General features: G+C 62.3%; 16 protein-coding genes. 7 read left to right on the top strand and 9 right to left on the bottom strand.

Annotated elements, in window-relative coordinates; translation table 11 throughout:
- Positions 1 to 32: 32 nt before the first annotated feature.
- From paaK to paaF, 6 genes are all read right to left on the bottom strand, one after another.
- A complete protein-coding gene (gene paaK / locus ACM6IT_RS28950; RefSeq protein WP_056722547.1) occupies positions 33 to 1,358 on the bottom strand; it encodes a phenylacetate--CoA ligase PaaK in 1,326 nt (441 codons plus the stop codon).
- A 99-nt stretch (positions 1,359 to 1,457) separates the two neighbouring features.
- Positions 1,458 to 2,669: a 3-oxoadipyl-CoA thiolase gene (gene pcaF / locus ACM6IT_RS28945; RefSeq protein ID WP_414912798.1), complete on the bottom strand. Its 1,212-nt coding sequence runs from the start codon at positions 2,667 to 2,669 to the stop codon at positions 1,458 to 1,460.
- The gene (gene paaI, locus ACM6IT_RS28940; protein ID WP_409078891.1) at positions 2,662 to 3,111 is read right to left on the bottom strand and encodes a hydroxyphenylacetyl-CoA thioesterase PaaI; all 450 of its coding nucleotides are present in this window, start codon (positions 3,109 to 3,111) and stop codon (positions 2,662 to 2,664) included. Before paaI ends, pcaF begins: the two co-directional genes overlap by 8 nt.
- Positions 3,104 to 4,621 carry a 3-hydroxyacyl-CoA dehydrogenase PaaH gene (gene paaH / locus ACM6IT_RS28935; protein WP_414919182.1) on the bottom strand — a complete coding sequence of 506 codons (1,518 nt, stop codon included), beginning with the start codon at positions 4,619 to 4,621 and terminating at the stop codon, positions 3,104 to 3,106. Before paaH ends, paaI begins: the two co-directional genes overlap by 8 nt.
- Before the next feature lie 3 nt (positions 4,622 to 4,624).
- Entirely contained in the window at positions 4,625 to 5,416 is a 792-nt protein-coding gene (gene paaG, locus ACM6IT_RS28930) for a 2-(1,2-epoxy-1,2-dihydrophenyl)acetyl-CoA isomerase PaaG (RefSeq protein ID WP_414919181.1), read from the bottom strand.
- A 51-nt stretch (positions 5,417 to 5,467) separates the two neighbouring features.
- Positions 5,468 to 6,241, bottom strand: a complete 774-nt coding sequence (gene paaF, locus ACM6IT_RS28925) for a 2,3-dehydroadipyl-CoA hydratase PaaF (protein ID WP_414919180.1) — start codon at positions 6,239 to 6,241, stop codon at positions 5,468 to 5,470.
- A 349-nt stretch (positions 6,242 to 6,590) separates the two neighbouring features.
- Here paaF and paaY point away from each other — a divergent pair, with 349 nt between their 5' ends.
- From paaY to feaR, 3 genes are all read left to right on the top strand, one after another.
- Positions 6,591 to 7,187 (top strand): phenylacetic acid degradation protein PaaY, encoded by a 597-nt coding sequence (gene paaY, locus ACM6IT_RS28920; RefSeq protein ID WP_414912794.1) that lies wholly within the window; start codon positions 6,591 to 6,593, stop codon positions 7,185 to 7,187.
- Positions 7,188 to 7,326: 139 nt separating this feature from the next.
- The gene (paaX, locus tag ACM6IT_RS28915; RefSeq protein WP_008003007.1) at positions 7,327 to 8,250 is read left to right on the top strand and encodes a phenylacetic acid degradation operon negative regulatory protein PaaX; all 924 of its coding nucleotides are present in this window, start codon (positions 7,327 to 7,329) and stop codon (positions 8,248 to 8,250) included.
- 101 nt (positions 8,251 to 8,351) lie between these two features.
- A complete protein-coding gene (gene feaR / locus ACM6IT_RS28910) occupies positions 8,352 to 9,266 on the top strand; it encodes a transcriptional regulator FeaR (protein WP_414919179.1) in 915 nt (304 codons plus the stop codon).
- A gap of 93 nt (positions 9,267 to 9,359) precedes the next feature.
- On the opposite strand, the gene tynA is transcribed toward feaR, so the two are convergent.
- Positions 9,360 to 11,648 (bottom strand): primary-amine oxidase, encoded by a 2,289-nt coding sequence (gene tynA / locus ACM6IT_RS28905; protein WP_414919178.1) that lies wholly within the window; start codon positions 11,646 to 11,648, stop codon positions 9,360 to 9,362.
- Between the two features lie 233 nt (positions 11,649 to 11,881).
- On the opposite strand from tynA, the gene ACM6IT_RS28900 reads away from it, so the two are divergent.
- The 3 genes from ACM6IT_RS28900 (at position 11,882) to ACM6IT_RS28890 (ending at position 16,033) form a co-directional block, all read left to right on the top strand.
- On the top strand, positions 11,882 to 12,382 hold the full coding sequence (locus ACM6IT_RS28900) for a sigma-70 family RNA polymerase sigma factor (RefSeq protein ID WP_056722530.1): 501 nt from the start codon (positions 11,882 to 11,884) through the stop codon (positions 12,380 to 12,382).
- Positions 12,383 to 12,527: 145 nt separating this feature from the next.
- The gene (locus tag ACM6IT_RS28895; RefSeq protein WP_414919177.1) at positions 12,528 to 13,511 is read left to right on the top strand and encodes a FecR family protein; all 984 of its coding nucleotides are present in this window, start codon (positions 12,528 to 12,530) and stop codon (positions 13,509 to 13,511) included.
- Positions 13,512 to 13,609: 98 nt separating this feature from the next.
- Positions 13,610 to 16,033, top strand: a complete 2,424-nt coding sequence (locus ACM6IT_RS28890; RefSeq protein WP_414919176.1) for a TonB-dependent siderophore receptor — start codon at positions 13,610 to 13,612, stop codon at positions 16,031 to 16,033.
- A gap of 83 nt (positions 16,034 to 16,116) precedes the next feature.
- On the opposite strand, the gene ACM6IT_RS28885 is transcribed toward ACM6IT_RS28890, so the two are convergent.
- Positions 16,117 to 17,268, bottom strand: a complete 1,152-nt coding sequence (locus ACM6IT_RS28885) for an MFS transporter (RefSeq protein ID WP_414919175.1) — start codon at positions 17,266 to 17,268, stop codon at positions 16,117 to 16,119.
- Between the two features lie 165 nt (positions 17,269 to 17,433).
- Between ACM6IT_RS28885 and ACM6IT_RS28880 the strand changes: the two genes are divergently transcribed.
- Entirely contained in the window at positions 17,434 to 18,426 is a 993-nt protein-coding gene (locus ACM6IT_RS28880; RefSeq protein WP_414912788.1) for a diaminopimelate epimerase, read from the top strand.
- Between the two features lie 131 nt (positions 18,427 to 18,557).
- Here the strand turns inward: ACM6IT_RS28880 and codA are convergent, their stop codons facing one another.
- Entirely contained in the window at positions 18,558 to 19,802 is a 1,245-nt protein-coding gene (gene codA / locus ACM6IT_RS28875) for a cytosine deaminase (protein WP_414919174.1), read from the bottom strand.
- Between the last annotated feature and the right edge of the window lie 87 nt (positions 19,803 to 19,889).

Genomic DNA, 19,889 nt, shown 5'->3' with positions numbered 1-19,889 from the left:
CGCAAAAAGCGGGGCCATAAAGGGTGCAGCAGTCATGCTTTAGGACGTTTATCCAGCACGTGGCAAGCCTTGCCCTCCGACCGTTTGATCGAATGAAACGGCTGCAAAACAATCCGCGAACTGATCCCGATGTACGTCTTGATGTGCTTGCTCAACTCCCCGCAAACAGCCTTCTGCTGTTCATCGGTCAGGTGCTGGTGCTCAGCCTTGAGCTCGACATGCACATCCACGCTGTCCAGGTTGCCATTGCGATACAGATGAATCTCATAGCACTCGGCAAGTTGTTTGACTTTCAGAACCTGTTCCTCGATCTGCGTCGGAAACACGTTGACCCCGCGGATGATCAGCATGTCATCGCTGCGCCCTGTGATTTTGTCTATGCGTCGCATCGGCCGTGCGGTGCCCGGCAGCAGGCGCGTCAGGTCGCGGGTGCGGTAGCGGATCATCGGCAGGGCTTCTTTGCTCAGGGAGGTGAACACCAGTTCGCCCATCTGCCCGTCCGGCAGCACTTCGCCGGTGACCGGGTCGATGATTTCCGGGTAGAAGTGGTCTTCCCAGATGGTCGGGCCGTCCTTGGTTTCCGCGCATTCCATGGCGACACCTGGCCCCATGATTTCCGACAGGCCGTAGATGTCCAGGGCGGTGATGCCCAGGCGTTGTTCGATGGCGCTGCGCAGTTCGGCGGTCCACGGCTCGGCGCCGAAGATGCCCAGGCGCAGGGCCAGTTTGTGCGGGTCGATGCCCTGGCGCTCGATTTCATCGGCGATGTTGAGCATGTAGGACGGCGTGACCATGATGATGTCCGGCTGGAAATCCTTGATCAGTTGCACCTGTTTTTCGGTCTGGCCACCGGACATCGGAATTACCGTACAACCCAGGCGTTCGGCGCCGTAGTGCGCGCCGAGGCCGCCGGTGAACAGGCCGTAGCCATAGGAAATGTGCACCTTGTCGCCACGTCGGCCACCGCCAGCGCGGATCGAGCGCGCCACCACGTTGGCCCAGGTGTCGATGTCGTTCTGGGTGTAGCCGACCACGGTGGGTTTGCCGGTGGTGCCGCTGGACGCGTGCAGGCGCACGATGTCGTGCATCGGCACGGCAAACATGCCATAGGGGTAGTTGTCCCGCAGGTCGGACTTGGTGGTGAAAGGGAATTTCGCCAGGTCGTCCAGGGACTTGATGTCGTCCGGGTGCACGCCCAACGCATCGAAACGCTGACGGTACAGCGGCACGTTGTTGTAGGCGTGGTTCAGGCTCCAGCGCAGGCGCTCCAGCTGATGCTGGCGCAACTCGTCGATGCTGGCGGTTTCCAGCGGGTCCAGCACAGGATCCAGCACGGCTTTGGCTATTGGCATGTTCATGTGTTCACTCGAATTGTTTTTGTGTTCCAGCCCTTTTGCACAAGGGCTTTGAGTGCATGCCCCAAGGATACCTCTCGGCTCTTTGGGAATCGCGATTCTTTAGTGGGATAGACGCTCGATGATCAGCGCGATCCCCTGGCCTACACCGATGCACATGGTGCACAGGGCGTAGCGGCCGTTACGTTCTTCCAGTTCGTGCAGGGCAGTAGTGACCAAACGTGCGCCGCTCATGCCCAGTGGATGGCCCAGGGCGATGGCGCCGCCGTTGGGGTTGACCCGTGGATCGGTGTCGCTCAGGCCCAGTTCGCGCAGCACCGCCAGGCCTTGTGCGGCGAAGGCTTCGTTGAGTTCGATCACGTCCATGTCGGCCAGGCTCAGGTTGGCCACCTCCAGCACCTTGCGGGTGGCCGGCACCGGGCCGATGCCCATGATCCGTGGTTCAACGCCGGCAGTGGCCATGGCCACGACCCGGCCACGGGCGGTCAGGCCGTGGCGTTTGGCGACTTCCGGGCTGGCCAGCAGCAGGGCGCAGGCCCCGTCGTTGACTCCGGAGGCGTTGCCGGCGGTGATGCTGCCGCCTTCGCGGAACGGCGTGCCGAGTTTGGCCAACTGTTCAAGGGTGGTGTCGCCACGCGGGTGTTCGTCGTGCTCGACCACTTTGGCCGGGCCTTTGCGCTGGGGGATTTCCACCGCGACGATTTCCCTGGCCAGACGTCCGTTGGCCTGGGCAGCGGCAGCGCGTTGCTGGCTACGCAGGGCGAACGCATCCTGATCGGCCCGGGAGATGTTGAACTGTTCGGCGACGTTCTCTGCCGTTTCCGGCATGGAGTCGATGCCGTAGGCCTTTTTCATCAGTGGATTGACGAAGCGCCAGCCGATGGTGGTGTCGAAGATCTCGGCCGCACGGGAAAACGCCTGCTCGGCCTTGCCCATCACCAGCGGCGCGCGGGACATGGATTCGACGCCGCCGACCAGCATCAACCCGGTTTCGCCGCTGCGAATCGCCCGGGCGGCGGTGCCGATGGCATCCAGCCCGGAGCCGCACAGGCGATTGAGGGTGGTGCCCGGCACGCTGACCGGCAACCCGGCCAGCAACGCCGACATGCGCGCGACGTTGCGGTTGTCTTCGCCGGCCTGGTTGGCGCAGCCGTAGATCACGTCGTCGACCGTGTTCCAGTCCACTTGCGGGTGACGGCGCAGCAGTTCGCGCAGCGGCACCGCGCCGAGGTCGTCGGCGCGCACGCCGCTCAAGACACCGGCGTAACGGCCAATCGGGGTCCGGACGGCGTCGATGATCAGGGCGTCATTCATTGGGAGTCTCCTGCGCCAGCACCGGGCCGCGCACTTTGTAGGATTTGCCATGGAACAGGGCGATCAACTGGCCCTGCTGGTTTTCGATGCGCACGTCATAGTTGCCGGTGCGCCCGGAACGGCTCTGCTCGATGCAGTCGGCGTTCAGCGTGTCGCCCAGGCGCGCCGGAGCGATGTAGTCGATGCTGCAGCCGATGGCCACGGTGGCTTCGTTGTAGCTGTTGCAGGCGAAGGCGAATGCCGAGTCGGCGAGGGCGAACAGGTAGCCGCCGTGGCAGGTGCCGTGGCCCTGGACCATGTCGGCGCGCACGGTCATGCCCACTCGCGAGCAACCGGGGCCGGCCGAGAGCAGGCGCATGCCCATGGCCTGGCTGGCGGCGTCGCGCTGGAACAGCGATTGCGCGCATTCACTGGCCAGGGTCATGGATTCATGGTTAGTCATGGAATGTTCTCCCTTCGGCGACGCGACGGCGCAGCAGCAGCGACGGCCGGTAGCGTTCTTCGCCATAACTGGCTTGCAGGTTTTCCAGCGTTTCAAGCATGTGCGACAGGCCAATGGCATCGGCCCAGGCCAGTGGCCCTTGCGGATAATTGACCCCGGCGCGCATGGCCAGATCGATGTCGGCGGCCGAGGCCACGCCTTGCAGCAAGGCGTCGGCGGCTTCGTTGGCGAGCATCGCCACGGTACGCAGGACGGCGAGGGCCGGGCTGTCGCTGAGCAGGCTGACCTTGAGGCCGGCCCGTTGCAGCAGGGCAACGCCTTGTTCGAGGGCCTGCGGATCAATGCCTGCCGCATGGCTGATGGCGATGCGTTTGGCATTGCCGTAATCGAACGCCAGGTCCAGCAGGATCAGATTGCGCAGCCCGTCTTCGCGAGCCCGCTGGCAGGCCATGCGCCCGTCGCTCAAGGCCAGCACGGCATCACCGACCCGCAGCAAGCCTTGGCCGTCGCGCTGGACGATCTCGACGCCTTGTTCATGCAAGCGTGGGAGCAAGCCTTTGGCGATACCGAGGTCGCCTTCCACGGCACAAACCCCGACCTTTGCAGCGCTGCTGATTTCAGTGGCGTGCGGGCGCTCCGCGCCTTGGGCGTAGCTGTAGAAACCCTGGCCGCTCTTGCGTCCCAGGCGCCCGCCGTCCACCAGTTCTTTCTGGATCAGCGACGGCAGGAAACGCGTGTCCTGGTAATAGGCGTCGAACACCGAGCAGGTCACGGCGTAGTTGACGTCGTGGCCGATCAAATCCGTCAGTTCGAACGCGCCCATGGCAAAACCACCGGCTTCGCGCATCAGCGCATCCAGGGTCGGGCAATCGACCGCGCCTTCCTGCAACAGACGCAGACTTTCGGCATAGAACGGCCGGGCCACGCGGTTGACGATAAAACCCGGCGTTGAACGGGTGTGCACCGGTTTTTTGCCCCAGGCCCTGGCGGTGTCGTACAGGCACTCGGCGAGTGTCGGATCGCTGGCCAGGCCGCAGACCACTTCCACCAACGCCATCACCGGTGCCGGGTTGAAGAAGTGCAGGCCGAGCAGGCGTTGTGGATGCTCAAGCTGCGCGGCGATGCTGGTGATCGACAGCGACGAGGTGTTGCTGGCGAGGATGCAATGCTTGCCACAGATGCCTTCGAGCTGGCGGAACAGCGCGCGCTTGACCTCGAGGTTCTCGACGATGGCTTCGATGATCAGATCGCAATCGGCCAGGACTTCGATGGCTTCCACCGCTTGCAGGCGGGCGACGGTTGCGCTGCGCGACTCGGCCGACAGATTGCCGTTCTCGACTCGCTTGCCCAGTTGGCGATCAATGCCTTCAATCGCTTGAGCAGCAGCGCCGGGACGATTGTCCAGCAGCAATACCGGATGGCCGGCCTGGGCCGCGATCTGGGCGATACCGGCACCCATGGCCCCGGCGCCGATCACGGCGATGCGTGCGTTGGTGTTCAGTGCGCTCATGACTCAGCGCCCCTTGAAACTTGGGGTGCGTTTTTCCATGAAGGCACCGACGCCTTCACGGTAGTCCTCGCTGCGCCCGGCCAGGCGTTGCAGGTCTTTTTCCAGCTCAAGCTGTTCGTCGAAGCTGTTGCTCAGGCTGGTGTTGAGGCTGCGCTTGATCAGCGCCAGGCCGTAGGTCGGCTGGGTCGCCAGGTGGCGGGCCAGTTTCAGCGCTTCGTCGCGCAAATCGGCGTCGTCCACACACTGGTAGATCAAGCCCCATTGCTCGGCTTGTTCGGCGCTAAGGCGATTGCCCAGCAGTGTCAAAGCCTTGGCCCGAGCCATGCCGACAAGACGCGGCAGGGTCCAGGTGCCGCCGGAATCCGGGATCAGGCCGATCTTGCAGAACGCCTGGATGAAACTGGCCGAACGTGCCGCCAGTACCAGATCGCAGGCCAGCGGAATGTTGGCGCCAGCCCCGGCCGCCACACCGTTGACCGCGCAGATCACCGGCAGCGGCAGGTCGCGCAACTGGCGGATCAACGGGTTGTAGAACTTCTCGATGGACTCGCCCAGGTCCGGCACGGCGCTGCCCGGCGCGACATTGCGGTCGCTCAGGTCTTGCCCGGCGCAGAAGCCGCGCCCTTGACCGGTCAGCAGCAGTACGCGCACGTCCGGGTTCTGCCGCACTTGCTTGAGCGCTTCCTTCACTTCGCCGTGCATCTGGGTGTTGAAGCTATTGAGCTGTTCCGGCCGATTGAGGCTGAGCAGCGCGACGCCGGCGTCGATGGAAAACAGGATGTGTTCGAAGTTCATGGTCTTGGCGTTCTCTTGGCAGTCGTTCGAATTCGGATGTCAGTGGCCGCTTTATTGCCCGGTGAAAGTCGGGCTGCGTTTTTCCTGGAAGGCTGCAATGCCCTCGTCGCGGTCGCGGGTGCCGGCCAGCACGGTGAAGGCGTGGCGCTCGAAACGCAGACCGCTGGCCAGGTCGGTGTCCATGGCCTTGAGCAGTGTTTCCTTGGCCAGGCGCACCGCCAGCGGTGCCTTGGCCGCAATGCTGCGGGCAATGTGCAGGGCGCGCTCGACGGTGAATTCCGGCTGGGTGACTTCGCTGACCAGGCCGGCGCGCTGGGCCTGGCGGGCGTCGATCGGTTCGCCGGTCAGCACCATTTGCATGGCCATGGATTTGCCGACGGCACGCAGCAGGCGTTGGGTGCCACCGGCGCCGGGCATGATTCCGAGGTTGATTTCCGGCTGGCCGAAGCGGGCGTCTTCACCGGCAATGATGATGTCGGCGTGCATCGCCAGTTCGCAGCCACCACCGAGGGCGAAGCCGTTGACCGCGGCGATCAGCGGTTTGCTGAAGCGGGTGATGGTTTGCCACGAAGCCTGGCGCGGGTCGTCGAGGATGCCGACCAGGTTGCGCTCGGCCATTTCCTTGATGTCGGCACCGGCGGCGAAGGCCTTGCGGCTGCCGGTAAGGACCACGGCCCGGGTGTCGGGGTCGGCTTGGGCGATGTTCAGTTCAGCGGCCAGCTCGCCCAGCAACTCGGTGGTCAGGGCGTTCAGGGCTTGTGGGCGCTGCAGGGTAATCAGGCGGACGCCAGGCTCGATCAATTCGACGGCAAGGGTCAGAGGCATGGCGGATGCTCTCACGGTGCACGCTCGGCGTGGTGCCGGCTCGTTATTGGATCGGCCGCAGGGGGCCGGTTTTGCCCAAGTATAGCTATAACGTGATACGTAAATGCAATACAAAAATAGATTTAATGTGTCTTATTGGTGGTGGTTTTGATTTTAAGGCTTTCTGCTTAAAGGTGGTGGATAGCGGATTTTACCTAGAAAACATTAGGTTTTATGGCGATTTTAGGGGCGCACGGGTATTCGTCGGAAAGGTGCGTTTCAAGTGATACGGTTTTTAGTCTTTGTGCTGTTAAAAGTGATGTGATACAAGATGAGTCATTATTTGCATCGCTTTGTGAAGGAAGCTTCCATGACCTGCTACAGCCTTGATGGCCTGACTCCGGTGGTTGATCCGAGCGCTTATGTGCACCCGTCCGCCGTATTGATCGGTGACGTGATCATCGGCCCCCATTGCTATGTCGGTCCGCTGGCCAGTCTGCGCGGTGACTTCGGGCGGATCGTGCTGGAGGAGGGCGCCAACCTGCAGGACACCTGCGTGATGCACGGTTTTCCCGACAGCGACACCGTGGTCGAACGCAACGGCCACATCGGCCACGGCGCGGTGCTGCACGGTTGCCGGATCGGCGCCGATGCGCTGGTGGGCATGAATGCGGTGGTGATGGACAACGCCCGGATCGGCCCGCGTTCATTCGTTTCGGCGGCGGCGTTCGTCAAGGCCGGTTTCGAATGCCCGGAGCAGTCGCTGGTCATGGGCGCACCGGCCAGCATCAAGCGCAGCCTCAGCGATCAGGAAGTGGCATGGAAACAGGCCGGCACCCGGGAATATCAGCAACTGGCCCAGCGTTGCCTGACGCAGATGCAGGTCTGCGAACCGCTGAGCGAACCGGAGCCTGATCGCCCGCGGATCAGTGACAGTGGGTTGCGGCCAAAGGACAGTACCTCATGAACACCACCCCTGTAGGAGCTGCCGAAGGCTGCGATTTTTTGATCTTGATCTTTCAAAAAACAAAATCAAAAGATCGCAGCCTTCGGCAGCTCCTACGGAGTTTCGGTATATTCCTTTTCTTTTTTCCCACGGAACGCCCATGTCGTCCCTGACTCCCTTGAACCATCTGATTACCCGCTTCCAGGAGCAGACGCCGATCCGCGCCAGCTCCTTGATCATCACGTTGTACGGGGATGCCATCGAACCCCATGGCGGCACTGTGTGGCTGGGCAGCCTGATTCAGTTGCTCGAGCCCATCGGCATCAACGAGCGGCTGATCCGTACCTCTATTTTCCGCCTGACCAAGGAAGGCTGGCTGACCGCCGAGAAAGTCGGTCGTCGCAGTTACTACAGCCTGACCGGCACCGGTCGCCGCCGTTTCGACAAGGCCTTCAAGCGGGTCTACAGCACCACGATGCCGGCCTGGGATGGTTCCTGGTGCCTGGTGATGCTCTCGCAGCTGACCCAGGACAAACGCAAACAGGTGCGCGAGGAGCTGGAGTGGCAGGGCTTCGGCGCGATATCGCCGGTGGTACTGGCCTGTCCGCGCAGCGACCGTTCCGACGTCAACGCGACCCTGCTCGACCTCGGCGTCCAGGAAGACACCATCGTCTTCGAAACCACCGCCCAGGACGTACTGGCCTCCAAGGCCCTGCGCCTGCAAGTGCGCGAGAGCTGGAACATCGAGGAGTTGGCGGCGCACTACAGCGAGTTCATCCAGCTGTTCCGACCACTATGGCAAGCCCTGCGCGAGCAGGAAAACCTGCAACCGGCCGACTGTTTCCTGGCGCGGGTGCTGTTGATTCACGAGTACCGCAAGCTGCTGCTGCGCGACCCGCAACTGCCGGATGAGTTGCTGCCCGGCGATTGGGAAGGCCGCGCCGCCCGCCAGTTGTGCCGCAACATTTACCGTTTGATCTATGCCAAGGCCGAAGAATGGCTGAACGCCGCGCTGGAAACGGCCGACGGCCCGTTGCCGGATGTGGGTGAAAGCTTCTATCGGCGTTTTGGCGGACTGAAATAGCACGTCATTGTTCAGGGAATGGTGCGGTTCAGGAGACTCGAAGCATCCGATGTCGTGTGGATTGACGTAGACAATAAAAATAAGCCTGCGTGAGGCCTGACATGATTTCTACAACAGCACAGCGCCATGATGGGTTCGACCAGTGGATCCATCAGATCAACCAGATCTGTGGCGCCTTCAACGCACAACCCCTGGGCAGCGAATTTGCCGGGCGCATCCGCGAATACCAGAGCGATGGGCTCAAGCTCAGTTTCGTCGACGCGTGCCAGGCGCGTTTGTACCGTACGCCCCAGGAGGTCGCGGCGGGCGAGGGCGGCAAGTATTTTGCGGTGTTCCAGCTCGAAGGCACAGCGGGCATGGCCCAGGGCGACGACAAGGTCTTGCTGTCCCCCGGCGACATCACGCTGATCGATGCCGCGCGGCCCAGCGACTTCACCTACGGCGAAAACTCCCGGCAGTTGTCGCTGATCCTGCCGTATCAACTGGTCGAGCAAACCCTGCGCTTCAATCAGGTCAAGTGCGGCCACCGGATCGCCGCCACATCGCCCATTGCAATGCTCTCGCACCGGCTGATCCTTGATGCCACCCGCCAGCAGCACCTGACCCGACAGGAAAGCGAAGCGACCCTGGAAGCGATCGTCAGCCTGCTGCGCCCGGCGATCAGCCAGGCCGACGACAGCAGCGACTCCCATGAGCGGATCTTCCGCAAGACGCTGACCTGCATCGACGAAAATATTCGCTCCGAAGACCTGTGCCCGGAATGGCTGGCGCGGGAAGTCGGCATGTCCACCCGTGGCCTGTACCGGATGTTTGCCAAGAAAGGATTGGTGGTGGCGCGCTACATCAAGAACCGACGCCTGGATTTGTGCGCCGAATCCCTGCGCCGGTCGGGCAAGGAGGAGAAGTTGTCGGTGCTGGGGTATTCGTGGGGGTTTTCTGATTCGAGCTACTTTTCCACCGCGTTCAAGTCGCGCTTCGGCATTGCGCCGGGGGAGTATCGCAAGCGGCATGGTTGAAGTTTAAAAGATCGCAGCCTTCGGCAGCTCCTACATTGATGGTGTGTAAACCCGATCCTGTAGGAGCTGCCGAAGGCTGCGATCTTTTTGTGTTTACTTCGGCGAGCTGAGGTTCAACGTCGGCGTTTCATCGAAGAAGTTCCACGGTTTGAGCAGCACATGCACCCACTCGGTCGGCATGATCGGCCATTCCTCGGCGCGGGCGATGTGGGTGGTGCCGGTGGTCAGCCAGACCACATCGTCGGTGTTCTCGATGGAGTGGTTGTCCTGGGTGAACTGCCCCAGGCCCGAGTCCTTGTCCGAGCGGTTCGGGTACTTGCCTTCCGGGTACTTTTCCTCGGGGTTGTATTGCGTCACCCACAGCTGCTTGTCCATGAAGCTGAGGCGGTGGTAGAGCCATTCGTCCTTGCCGAAGTTGGCGCCCTTGGCCACCGGGTGCGTGCCACCGGCATAAGGAATCAGCTGATAGGAAACCGGGTTGCCGACCTTGTTCTCCTTGCTGAAGTTGGTCAGCAGGCGCACGGTCGACGGATCGAATTTCTGCGCCGCCTGTTGCTCGGTTGTGACGACTTTGGTTTCGGTCTGCATGGTGCTGGTGCGCGGGCCGCCACGGTCGTTCGGCAACACCACCGGGTTCACTTCCACCAGTGAGTTTTGCTCGCCGTCCACGTCCATGTCGAGGCGGAAGTTGTAGATGTGCTGGTGCGTGGTGCCGACGATGTTGTGGTCCAGCAGGGTGCCGTAGCGCGTGTCTTCCCTGGCGGTGTCTTCGTGCATGCTTTTGGACTTCACGCCCTTGACCGCTTCGATGCCGGTGGCGCCGGCGTCGATGCCGATAGTGCCGTTCTGCTGGAACACCCAGTCGAAGATGTAATCGTAGTTGCCCACGGTGCTGATCCAGCGCACCACCAGTTCACGGCGCTCGGTGCTGAGGTTGGGCTGGCCCATTTCCTGGTGTTTGTATTCGGGGCCGGCGTAGCGCTCGAACACCGCCATGGCGCGCGGGATCGCGGTCGGTGCGCCGGTGTAGTCGGCGATGGTCGCGTCCAGCAGCACGGCGTTTTGCGGCGCGTCTTTGCCACGGGCAATCGGTGACGTCAGGGTGCCCATGCCGTAGTCGCCGGAGTCGAGGTAGGCCTTGAAGTACCAGCCGACGTCCGGGTCGCCGTAAGGCACGATCATGCCGCCCAGCGAACCTTCGTACATGATTTTGCGCTTCCTGCCCTTGTCGTCGTAGGTGACGGTGGACAGGATCGGGCCGACCCGCGAATCGAGGCGAACGTGGAAGTCCCAGTTCTGCCAGTGAATGCTGTTGCCGCTGATGGTGTAGTTCTTGCCCTCGGGCTCGATGATTTCCAGCGGTTTGACTGCCACGCCCTGGCGTCCGCGCCCGTCATAAGGCGTGGGTTTCATCGGCACCGGAATGAGCGCTTCGTCTTCGATCTTGATCAGCTTTTTCTGTTCCAGGTCGACAATCGCCACCAGGCCCTCGATCGGGTGCGCCCAGTAGTTGCCGTCACCGGTATTGAGGTAGCTGACGATTTTCAGCAGGCGCTTGTCCTGCGCCAGGCCGTCCTTGCCGTCGAAGTAGCCGACGGTCAACGGCGTGGCTACGACCTTCTTCACGTCGTCGATGCCGCGCTTGGCCAGGGCCTGTGCATATTCCGGGCTGGTCTCGACGGCGGTTTGCACCGTTGCGAAATCGTCCAGCAGCACCATGCCGTGGGCGCCCTCGATCGGTTTCCAGGATTTGAGTTCTTTCTTGTCGAGGTCGACCAGGGCTTCGATCACGTGCTTGCCGTCGAGCACCACGATTGAGGCCTCACGCGCCTGGGCGACGTTCTGCCCGGTGAAGACGAAGTTCCACACCTGATCCTTCGGCGGCTCCTTGACCGAGACTTCGGTGAAGCGGAAACCGGGCTTGTAGTTTTCCGATTTCCTGACGATGTCCACGGCCGTGTTGATTTCGGCTGCACTCAGGGGATTGAGCGGGTTGGGGCGGGTCTCGACGACGAAGGTCTTGTCCAGCCCGGACTGGAACACCTGGTTGATAAAGTCCTTGGACATGAACGCCGTATGGTCCTTGAACACCACCGGCACCGTCAGCTCGATACGCTTGCCGTTGAGCATCGCCACTTTGCTGTCGGGCTTGACCTTGAGGTAGACCCCGTCCTTGGCAATGGTGAACAGATTGGCGTAATCGTCCCATTTCACCGTGGCGCCAAACTCCTCAAGGCCCGCTTGCAGCGGCACCATTTCTGCTTGACCGCCGTGGGCCTGGGCAGTGTTCGCCCAGAAAGGCAGGCCGAGGGTGCTCAGGGTGATGGCCAGGGCCAGACGGGCAAGCGGTGTTCTTTTGGGCGACGCATTGGGGCTGAACATGGGTGAATTCCTGGGGAAAAGCCGGGTACGGGCATTCCTGCACTTTGTTACAACCCGTCAATGGCTGCATTTGAATGCCTGCCAGATTTCTTTGGTTGCGTGCCGCAATTGAGCATTCCTGACGGAAGGCAGATTGGCAAGCAGACAAAGTACCCGTCCACGGGGCCGCAAACCATTGCTTCAAGTTAATAGGAAGCATTACTATTCACGCCCCGTCTCCACAGCACGCCGCAATGACCCTCAAGCTGCCCCGCAGACACGGCTTTTTCGAGCATTACGAAGAGTTGGTTGGCACCTGGACCCGTCGCCTGAGGAATCGTCAGCAGGCCGAGGACCTGGCCCACGACACCTTCGTGCGGGTGCTTGAGTCCGATTCGGCGGTGGTGCAACAGCCCCGGGCGTATTTGCACCAGACCGCGCGCAATATTGCCGTGGATGGTTATCGGCGTGAGGACCGGCGGGGCGCCATGGAGTCGGAGGCGATTGATCTCAGTGAGTCGCCGACCGGCGACCCGGAGCATTTCATGCATGCGATCCAGCTGGCTGATTCCATCGAGCAGGCGCTCACCGAGTTGCCGGTCAACTGCCGCAAGGTGTTTGTCTGGCAGAAAATCGAGGGCCTGACCCAGGCAGAAATCGCCGAACGCCTGGGACTGTCCAGGAACATGGTGGAAAAGTATATGATCCGCACGCTTCGGCACCTGCGTGATCGCCTTGAAGGACTGCAATCATGATGTGTGGTGGCTTGCGTAGGAGCTGCCGAAGGCTGCGATCTTTTGATCTTCAGCGGTCTCAAAGCAGCCAAAAGATCGCAGCCTGCGGCAGCTCCTACACCAGGATGCGGCGTGAATTCTCCTCCCCAGCCAAACAGGAACTTCCATGATGGATACTCGTGATTGTGCGTGCGGGCAGACAGCGGTTCGCGATGACGCGGCGCAGTGGTTTGTGCGTTTGCAGGAGCCTGTTGTGGATGTCGAAGTGCGGCACCGGTTTGAGCTCTGGCTGGACCAACACCCCCAGCACCGCAACGAATTCGAAGTGCTCCAGGGCTTGTGGAGTGCCGCCGACCTGGTGCCGGCCGCGCGTTTGCAGGCCCTGTGTGAAACTCCGCCGGTGCTGAAAAAACCTCGTCCGGTGTTGCGCTATGCGGTGGCCGCCAGCGTGCTGGCCGTGGCGCTCGGCCTGGGCTTGTTCAGCGGCCTGAATCATCCGGCGCCTTACACCGCCGAGTTTTCAACAGCCCTGAATGAGCGCCGCCATGTGGCGTTGCCGGACGGCTCGGTGGTCGACCTGGACAGCCGCAGCCGGATCCAGGTGCGCTTTGAAAAGGGGCAACGCCACGTTGAGCTGACCGAAGGCGAAGCGATGTTCAGCGTCGAGCATGACACCAGCCGACCCTTTGTTGTCGCGGCGGGCAGCGGCAAGGTCACGGTCACCGGCACCCGCTTCGACGTGCGCTATGGCGCCCGCGAAACCCGGGTGGTGGTGGAGCAGGGCACCGTCAAGGTTCAAGGGCACGACGCGGGCGATAACGATTTCATCAATCTGACGGCGGGCCTCGGCACCCACGTCGATGCCCAGGGCAGAGTTGCCGCCGCTTATGCCGTCAACCCGACGGAAATGACCGCGTGGCGCAGCGGCAAACTGGTGTTCAACAACGCCAGCCTCGCCGATGTCGCCGAGCAGGTCTCGCGCTATCGCGAGAAGCCGCTCAAGGTCGCCAGCGCAGCGGTGGGCGATCTGCGCCTGACCAGCGTGTTCAAATCCGACAACACCGATGCGCTGCTCAAGGCCTTGCCGAGCATCCTGCCGGTGGCCGTGCGCACCCTTGGCGATGGCAGCCAGGAAATAATTTCAAAATAAAATTCAGGTTTTTTTCGAGTTCATCGTCTTCCTGTTCAACTGCAACTGGTTTGCATTAACAAGCGCGCACTCTTGCGATCCACAGGATTACGTTCGACGTGAAAATCTCCACCGCTAAAAACAACAAACTCCCCTGGTTGCCGCTGGCCCTTGCGCTGGCGGTCAATATTGCGCTGCCTCAGGCCCTTGCCGCCGACGGCATCCGTATCCCGGCGCAACCTCTGGGACAAGCCCTGAGTCAGTTGGGCCAGCAAACCTCGCTTCAGGTGTTCTTCAGCCCTGAACTGGTTGCCGGCAAGCAGGCCCCGGCGGTGGATGGCAACCTTTCCCCGGAAGACGCGTTGCGCCAGTTGCTGCAAGGCAGCGGCCTGCAATACCAGATTGATGAAGGTTCGGTGACCTTGATGCCGGCGCCCGCTTCGGCGGCCAACGGCCCACTGGAACTGGGCGTGACTGACATCAAGGTGGTCGGCGACTGGCTCGGCGACGCCGATGCCGCCGTGGTGCAGAACCACCCCGGCGCACGCACCGTGGTGCGCCGCGAAGCCATGGTCGAGCAGGGCGCGATGAACGTCGGCGACGTACTCAAACGTGTCCCGGGCGTGCAAGTGCAGGATGCCAACGGTACCGGTGGCAGCGACATTTCCCTGAACGTCGGCGTGCGCGGCCTGACTTCGCGCCTGTCGCCACGCTCCACCGTGCTGATCGACGGCATCCCGGCGGCGTTCGCGCCTTACGGCCAGCCGCAACTGTCCATGGCGCCGATTTCCTCCGGCAACCTCGACAGCATCGACGTGGTGCGCGGTGCCGGTTCCGTACGCTACGGGCCGCAAAACGTCGGTGGCGTGATCAATTTCGTGACCCGCGCGATCCCGGAGCAAGCCTCGGCGGAAATCGGCACCACCCTGGAAACTTCCCGGCACGGTGGCTGGAAGCACATCGACACCGCGTTCATGGGTGGTACCGCCGACAACGGCATGGGCGTGGCGTTGTTGTACTCCGGGGTGAACGGCAACGGTTACCGTGAAAGCAACAACGGCAACGACATCGACGACGTGATCCTCAAGACCCATTGGGCGCCGACCGATGTCGACGATTTCAGCCTCAACTTCCACTACTACGATGCCAAGGCCGACATGCCCGGCGGCCTGAACCAGGCGCAGTACGACGCCGACCCGTTCCAGTCGGTACGCGACTACGACAGCTTCAGCGGCCGGCGCAAGGATGTGTCGTTCAAGTGGGCGCGGCAGATCGACGATCGCACCCAGGCCGAAGTGCTGACCTATTACACCGACAGCTTTCGTGGCAGCACCATTGCCTCGCGGGACCTGAACACACTCAACTCCTATCCGCGCAGCTACTACACCTACGGTATCGAACCACGGGTGTCCCATGTGTTTGATGTGGGCCCGACCACCCAGGAAGTCAGTGTCGGTTATCGCTACCTGAAAGAGGCCATGCACGAAGAGGCCAGCCGAGTGGCGCTGGTCGACAACCAGCCAGTGGTGCGTCCGGGGGCGGACGGCCATGTCTATCAGGACCGCACCGGTGGCACCGAGGCCAATTCGGTCTACGTCGACAACAAGATCGACGTTGGCAACTGGACCGTCACCCCGGGTATTCGCTTCGAGCACATCCGCACCGACTGGCACGACCGCCCGGTGCTGGATAACGCCGGTAAGCGGGTGCCGGAGAAAAAACGCAGCATCGAAAGCAACGAACCGCTGCCGGCCCTGAGTGTGATGTATCACATGTCCGATGCCTGGAAACTGTTCGCCAACTACGAAACCTCATTCGGCGCGCTGCAGTATTTCCAACTGGGGCAGGGCGGTATCGGTGATGAGCCCGCCAACGGCCTGGAGCCGGAAAAGGCCAAGACCTACGAGATCGGTACGCGCTACAACGATGACGTGTGGGGCGGTGAGGTGACGCTGTTCTACATCGACTTCGACGACGAACTGCAATACATCAGCAATGACGTGGGCTGGACCAACCTCGGCGCGACCAAGCACCAGGGGATCGAAGCCTCGGTGCACTACGACATGGCCGCGCTGAACCCGATGCTGGACGGCTTGACCGCCAACGCCGGTTTCACCTACACCCGTGCCACCTACGAAGGTGAGATCCCGGGCTTCAAGGGCCGTGACCTGCCGTTCTACTCTCGCCAGGTGGCCACCGCCGGCCTGCGTTACGACGTCAACCGCTGGACTTACAACCTCGATGCGTTCGCCCAGTCCAAGCAGCGCTCGCCGGGCACCGGCGTGAACGCCGATGGCAGCTTCAACGGCAACTACATCACCGAAGGCACCGCTGACGGCCAGTTCGGTGATATCCCGGGTTACGTGCTCTGGAACGCACGTGCCGGCTATGACTTCGGTCCGCAGGTGTCGAACCTGAAACTGGGGGCGGGGGTGAAGAACATCTTCGACAAGCAGTATTTCACCCGTTCCAGCGACAACAACTCGGGCATGTACGTCGGTGCGCCGCGCACGTTCTTTGTGCAGGCCAGTGTCGGGTTCTGATAGACCGAGGTGTACCAAGAACCCTGTGGGATCGCCGCACCGCCGATCCCACATTGGGTACGGGGCTTACCGGTGGAAGCTTTTCAGACCTTCAACACTTTCCCGCCAACGGCCACTGCCACCAGCAACAGCGCCATCAAGGCAAAGGCAAAGCTCAAGCTGCTGCCATGGGCGACGAAGCCGATGACGGCGGGGCCTGCCAGGATGCCCGCATAACCCAGGGTGGTAATGGCCGGCACGGCGATGCTTTCGGGCATGACCGTCTGTTTGCCGACCGCGGTGTACAGCACCGGCACAATGTTCGAGCAACCGGCACCCAGCAGCGCATAACCCGCCAGCGCCGCCTCCCAGCTCGGTGCGAATGTCGCCAGAAACAAGCCTGTAGCAGCTGTCAGCCCGCCGAACACAATCACCTGCGTCGCGCCCAGGCGCCGCACGATTTTGTCACCGGTCAAGCGCCCGGCCGTCATGGTCAGGGCAAACGCGGCATAACCGAGCCCCGCATACGCCGTGTCGATGCCACGCTCCTGCGTCAGGAACACCGCACTCCAGTCCAGCGCCGCGCCTTCGGCGAGGAACACGATGAAGCACATGCCGCCGATGAACAGAACGATGCCATGGGGCACCGCAAACGCCGGCCCCGAACTCTCGCTGCCGTAGGGCAGCAGATGCGGCACGGCCTTGGCCAGCGCGATCAGCAGCAACATGATCACCACCAGCGTCGCCCCCAGGGGTGAAATTCCCAGGCCAAGCAACCCGCTGACACCCGCCGCACCGACAATCCCGCCCAGGCTGAACAGGCCATGGAACCCCGACATCATGTTTTTACCGCTGGCGCGCTCGACGATCACCGCTTGCAGGTTGACCGTCGAATCCACGGTGCCGAGCCCCGCGCCGAACATGAACAACGCGGCGACCAGCGCCGGAATCGACGACACCGTCGCCAGCAGCGGCAGGGCGGCACAGATCAGCAGGGTCCCGCCGGCCGTCACCCGCCGGCAGCCGAAACGTGTGGCCAGGATCCCGGCCAACGGCATCGCCAGTATCGAACCCACCCCCAGGCACAGCAGCAACAATCCCAAAGTGCCTTCATCCAGTCCGGCCCGGGCCTTGGCATAGGGCACCAGCGGCGCCCACGCGGCGATGCCGACCCCGGCGATGAAAAATCCGATGCGCGTGGACATCTGTTCCAGGCGGCCGGGAACGAAGGTGGTCTGGCTGTTGAGGCTGGTCATAACAATCCTTGGCAAAAAGCGTCGCGTCCTCAACGGACAGTGATCGGCCTGGGAGGGTTCGATCAGTGCCCGGAAAGTTTTACGGTCAAACAGGGCGACATGGTTGCACAGCGCCGCTGTTTTTCGCGATATGTTGAACCATTCCAACGACACACGGAGGGCGCCATGGCGCAGCGGTACGATGCACGGGGCAACATTTACATCGTGGTAGCGCCCGAAGAACTGCGCCGCCAGGGTATCGACCTGCCCGATCAGGCCAGCCAGGCAGCGCAAACCCTCGAAGCCTGGGCGCTAGCCGCGATCGAGGCTTGTTGCAGCTGGGCTCCAGGCACTCAACCACCCGGCAGCAAGGATCATCGCAGCGACGGTTTGCTGGTCGGACCATTTCAGGCGTCGCCACCCTTTGATCTGTTGATCGTCAACACCGACGGTACCCTGGCCGAGCGCAGCGGCAACGGGCTGACGATTTTTTCCCAGGCCCTCAGCGATCAAGGGCTATTGCCGCAGAGCGAAGCCTGTCTGCTCAGGGTTCACCACGACAAGGCTGATACGCCTTCGCCGGGGCAGACTTCAGTGAGAACCGCAGAGGTCGAGGGCGTGAAGGGGTTCTGGCTCGATCTGGGCCAGCCGGGATTCGGGCCGTCGGCGGTCAGTGCTCACGGGGTTGCAACGGCGATGTTCAACGGTCGCGAACTCAGCCACGTTGAACCATTGTCGGCACTCAACAGCGCATGGTCGCGCAGCCAATTCGCGCGGGTAGGCAATCCCCATTGCGTGACGCTGGTGGAAAGTGCCGGGGACCTGCCGAGCAACGAGCAGATGCGCGAGCCGGCGCTGGGTGATGGGCTGACGCGGATTGCCTACGCCATGCCGGTCGGTGCAGGCAAACCTTGTCCGGCGGGAATCAACCTGCAATGGGCAATGCGTGTGTCTGAGGGGCACATCGCCGCGCGGGTGTTCGAGCGGGGCGAGGGGCCGACGGCGTCGTCGGGGACCAGTGCCAGCGCGGTCGCCTGTGCGGCCTGGCGGGCAGGTTGGGTCAGCGCCGGGGAGGTCAAGGTGACGATGCCGGGTGGCACGGCGCCGATCTTGCTGGAAGAGGAGCATGGGGAATTGAGTCGGGTCAGTCTGTTTGGTACGGCTCGGTTAATTGATTGACTTCAAAATAGCCTTCGCGAGCAAGCCCGCTCCCACAGTTGATCTTCAGTGAACACAACATCTGTGTACGACAAAGAACCCGTGTGGGAGCGGGCTTGCTCGCGAAGAGGCCAGCTCGGTCAACACCAGACTCAGCTCAGCCCACTGAACTCCAGCACCGGCATCGTCCGCTTCATCAACACCTTGCCATCGCGCACCGAGTACAGCGGCAACCCCTGGCTGCGGATCACCTCGTAATCGCTCTCCGCCGACAGAATCAGCAGATTCGCCGGCCGCCCGCGCTCCAGGCCATAACGATCGCCGAGGTTCATGGCTTTGGCGCTATTGTCCGTCACCAGGTCCAGCGCACTTTGCAGGTTGCGATAACCGAGCATGTGGCAGATGTGCAGGCCGGCTTCGAGCACCCGCAGAATGTTGCCGTTGCCCAGCGGATACCACGGATCGACGATCGAGTCCTGGCCGAAGCACACGTTCATGCCCGCTTCCAGCAACTCGTTGACCCGGGTCACACCCCGGCGTTTCGGGAAACTGTCGAAGCGACCTTGCAGGTGGATGCTTTCGGTGGGGCAGGAGACAAAGCTGATCCCCGAATGCCCGAGCAAGCGAAACAGTTTGGCGCAGTAGGCGTTGTCGTAAGAGCCCATGGCCGTGGTGTGGCTGGCCGTGACCCGCGAACCCATGTCGCGGCTGCGGGCCTCTTCGGCGAGCACCTCGAGAAAACGTGAGTGCGGGTCGTCGGTTTCGTCGCAATGCACGTCCACCAGGCAACCGCTGCGTTCGGCCAGGTCCATGAGGAACTTCACCGAGCTGACGCCCTGATCGCGGGTGTATTCAAAATGCGGAATGCCGCCCACCACGTCCGCGCCCATGCGGATGGCTTCTTCCATCAGTTCGCGACCATTGCGGTAGGACTCGATGCCTTCCTGGGGAAAGGCGACGATTTGCAGGTCGACCAGGTGCCGGCTTTCCTCGCGCACTTCGAGCAAGGCCTTGAGCGCGGTCAGTTGCGGGTCGGTGACGTCGACGTGGGTGCGCACATGCTGGATGCCGTGGGCGGCGAGGGCCTGGATGGTTTTCTTGGCCCGGGCCTTGGTGTCTTCTTCGGTGATGGTGGCCTTGCGTTCGCCCCAGCATTCGATGCCTTCGAACAGCGTGCCGCTCATGTTCCAGCGCGGTTCGCCGGCGGTCAGGGTGGCGTCGAGGTGGATGTGCGGTTCGACAAAGGGGGGCACCACCAGATTGCCACCGGCGTCCAGATCGTCAGGGCCCAGGGTCGGGGCTTCGATCTGGCGGCCGATGCTGCTGATCAGGCCGTTTTCCAGGTTCAACTCATGCAGGCCTTCCTGGTTGCGCAGACGGGCGTTGATGATGTGCATCGGGCAGATCCTTTTGGCGAATCGTACAGGCGATACCCTTACGTTAGCTCGCCAGCGGCGAATCCCGCCAGTTCAAAATGTGGGAGC

Origin of the sequence: Pseudomonas sp. IT-P4 (genome assembly GCF_949767755.1) — a bacterium.
GTDB lineage: Bacteria > Pseudomonadota > Gammaproteobacteria > Pseudomonadales > Pseudomonadaceae > Aquipseudomonas > Aquipseudomonas monachiensis.
This window is presented reverse-complemented; position numbering and strand designations above follow the sequence as displayed.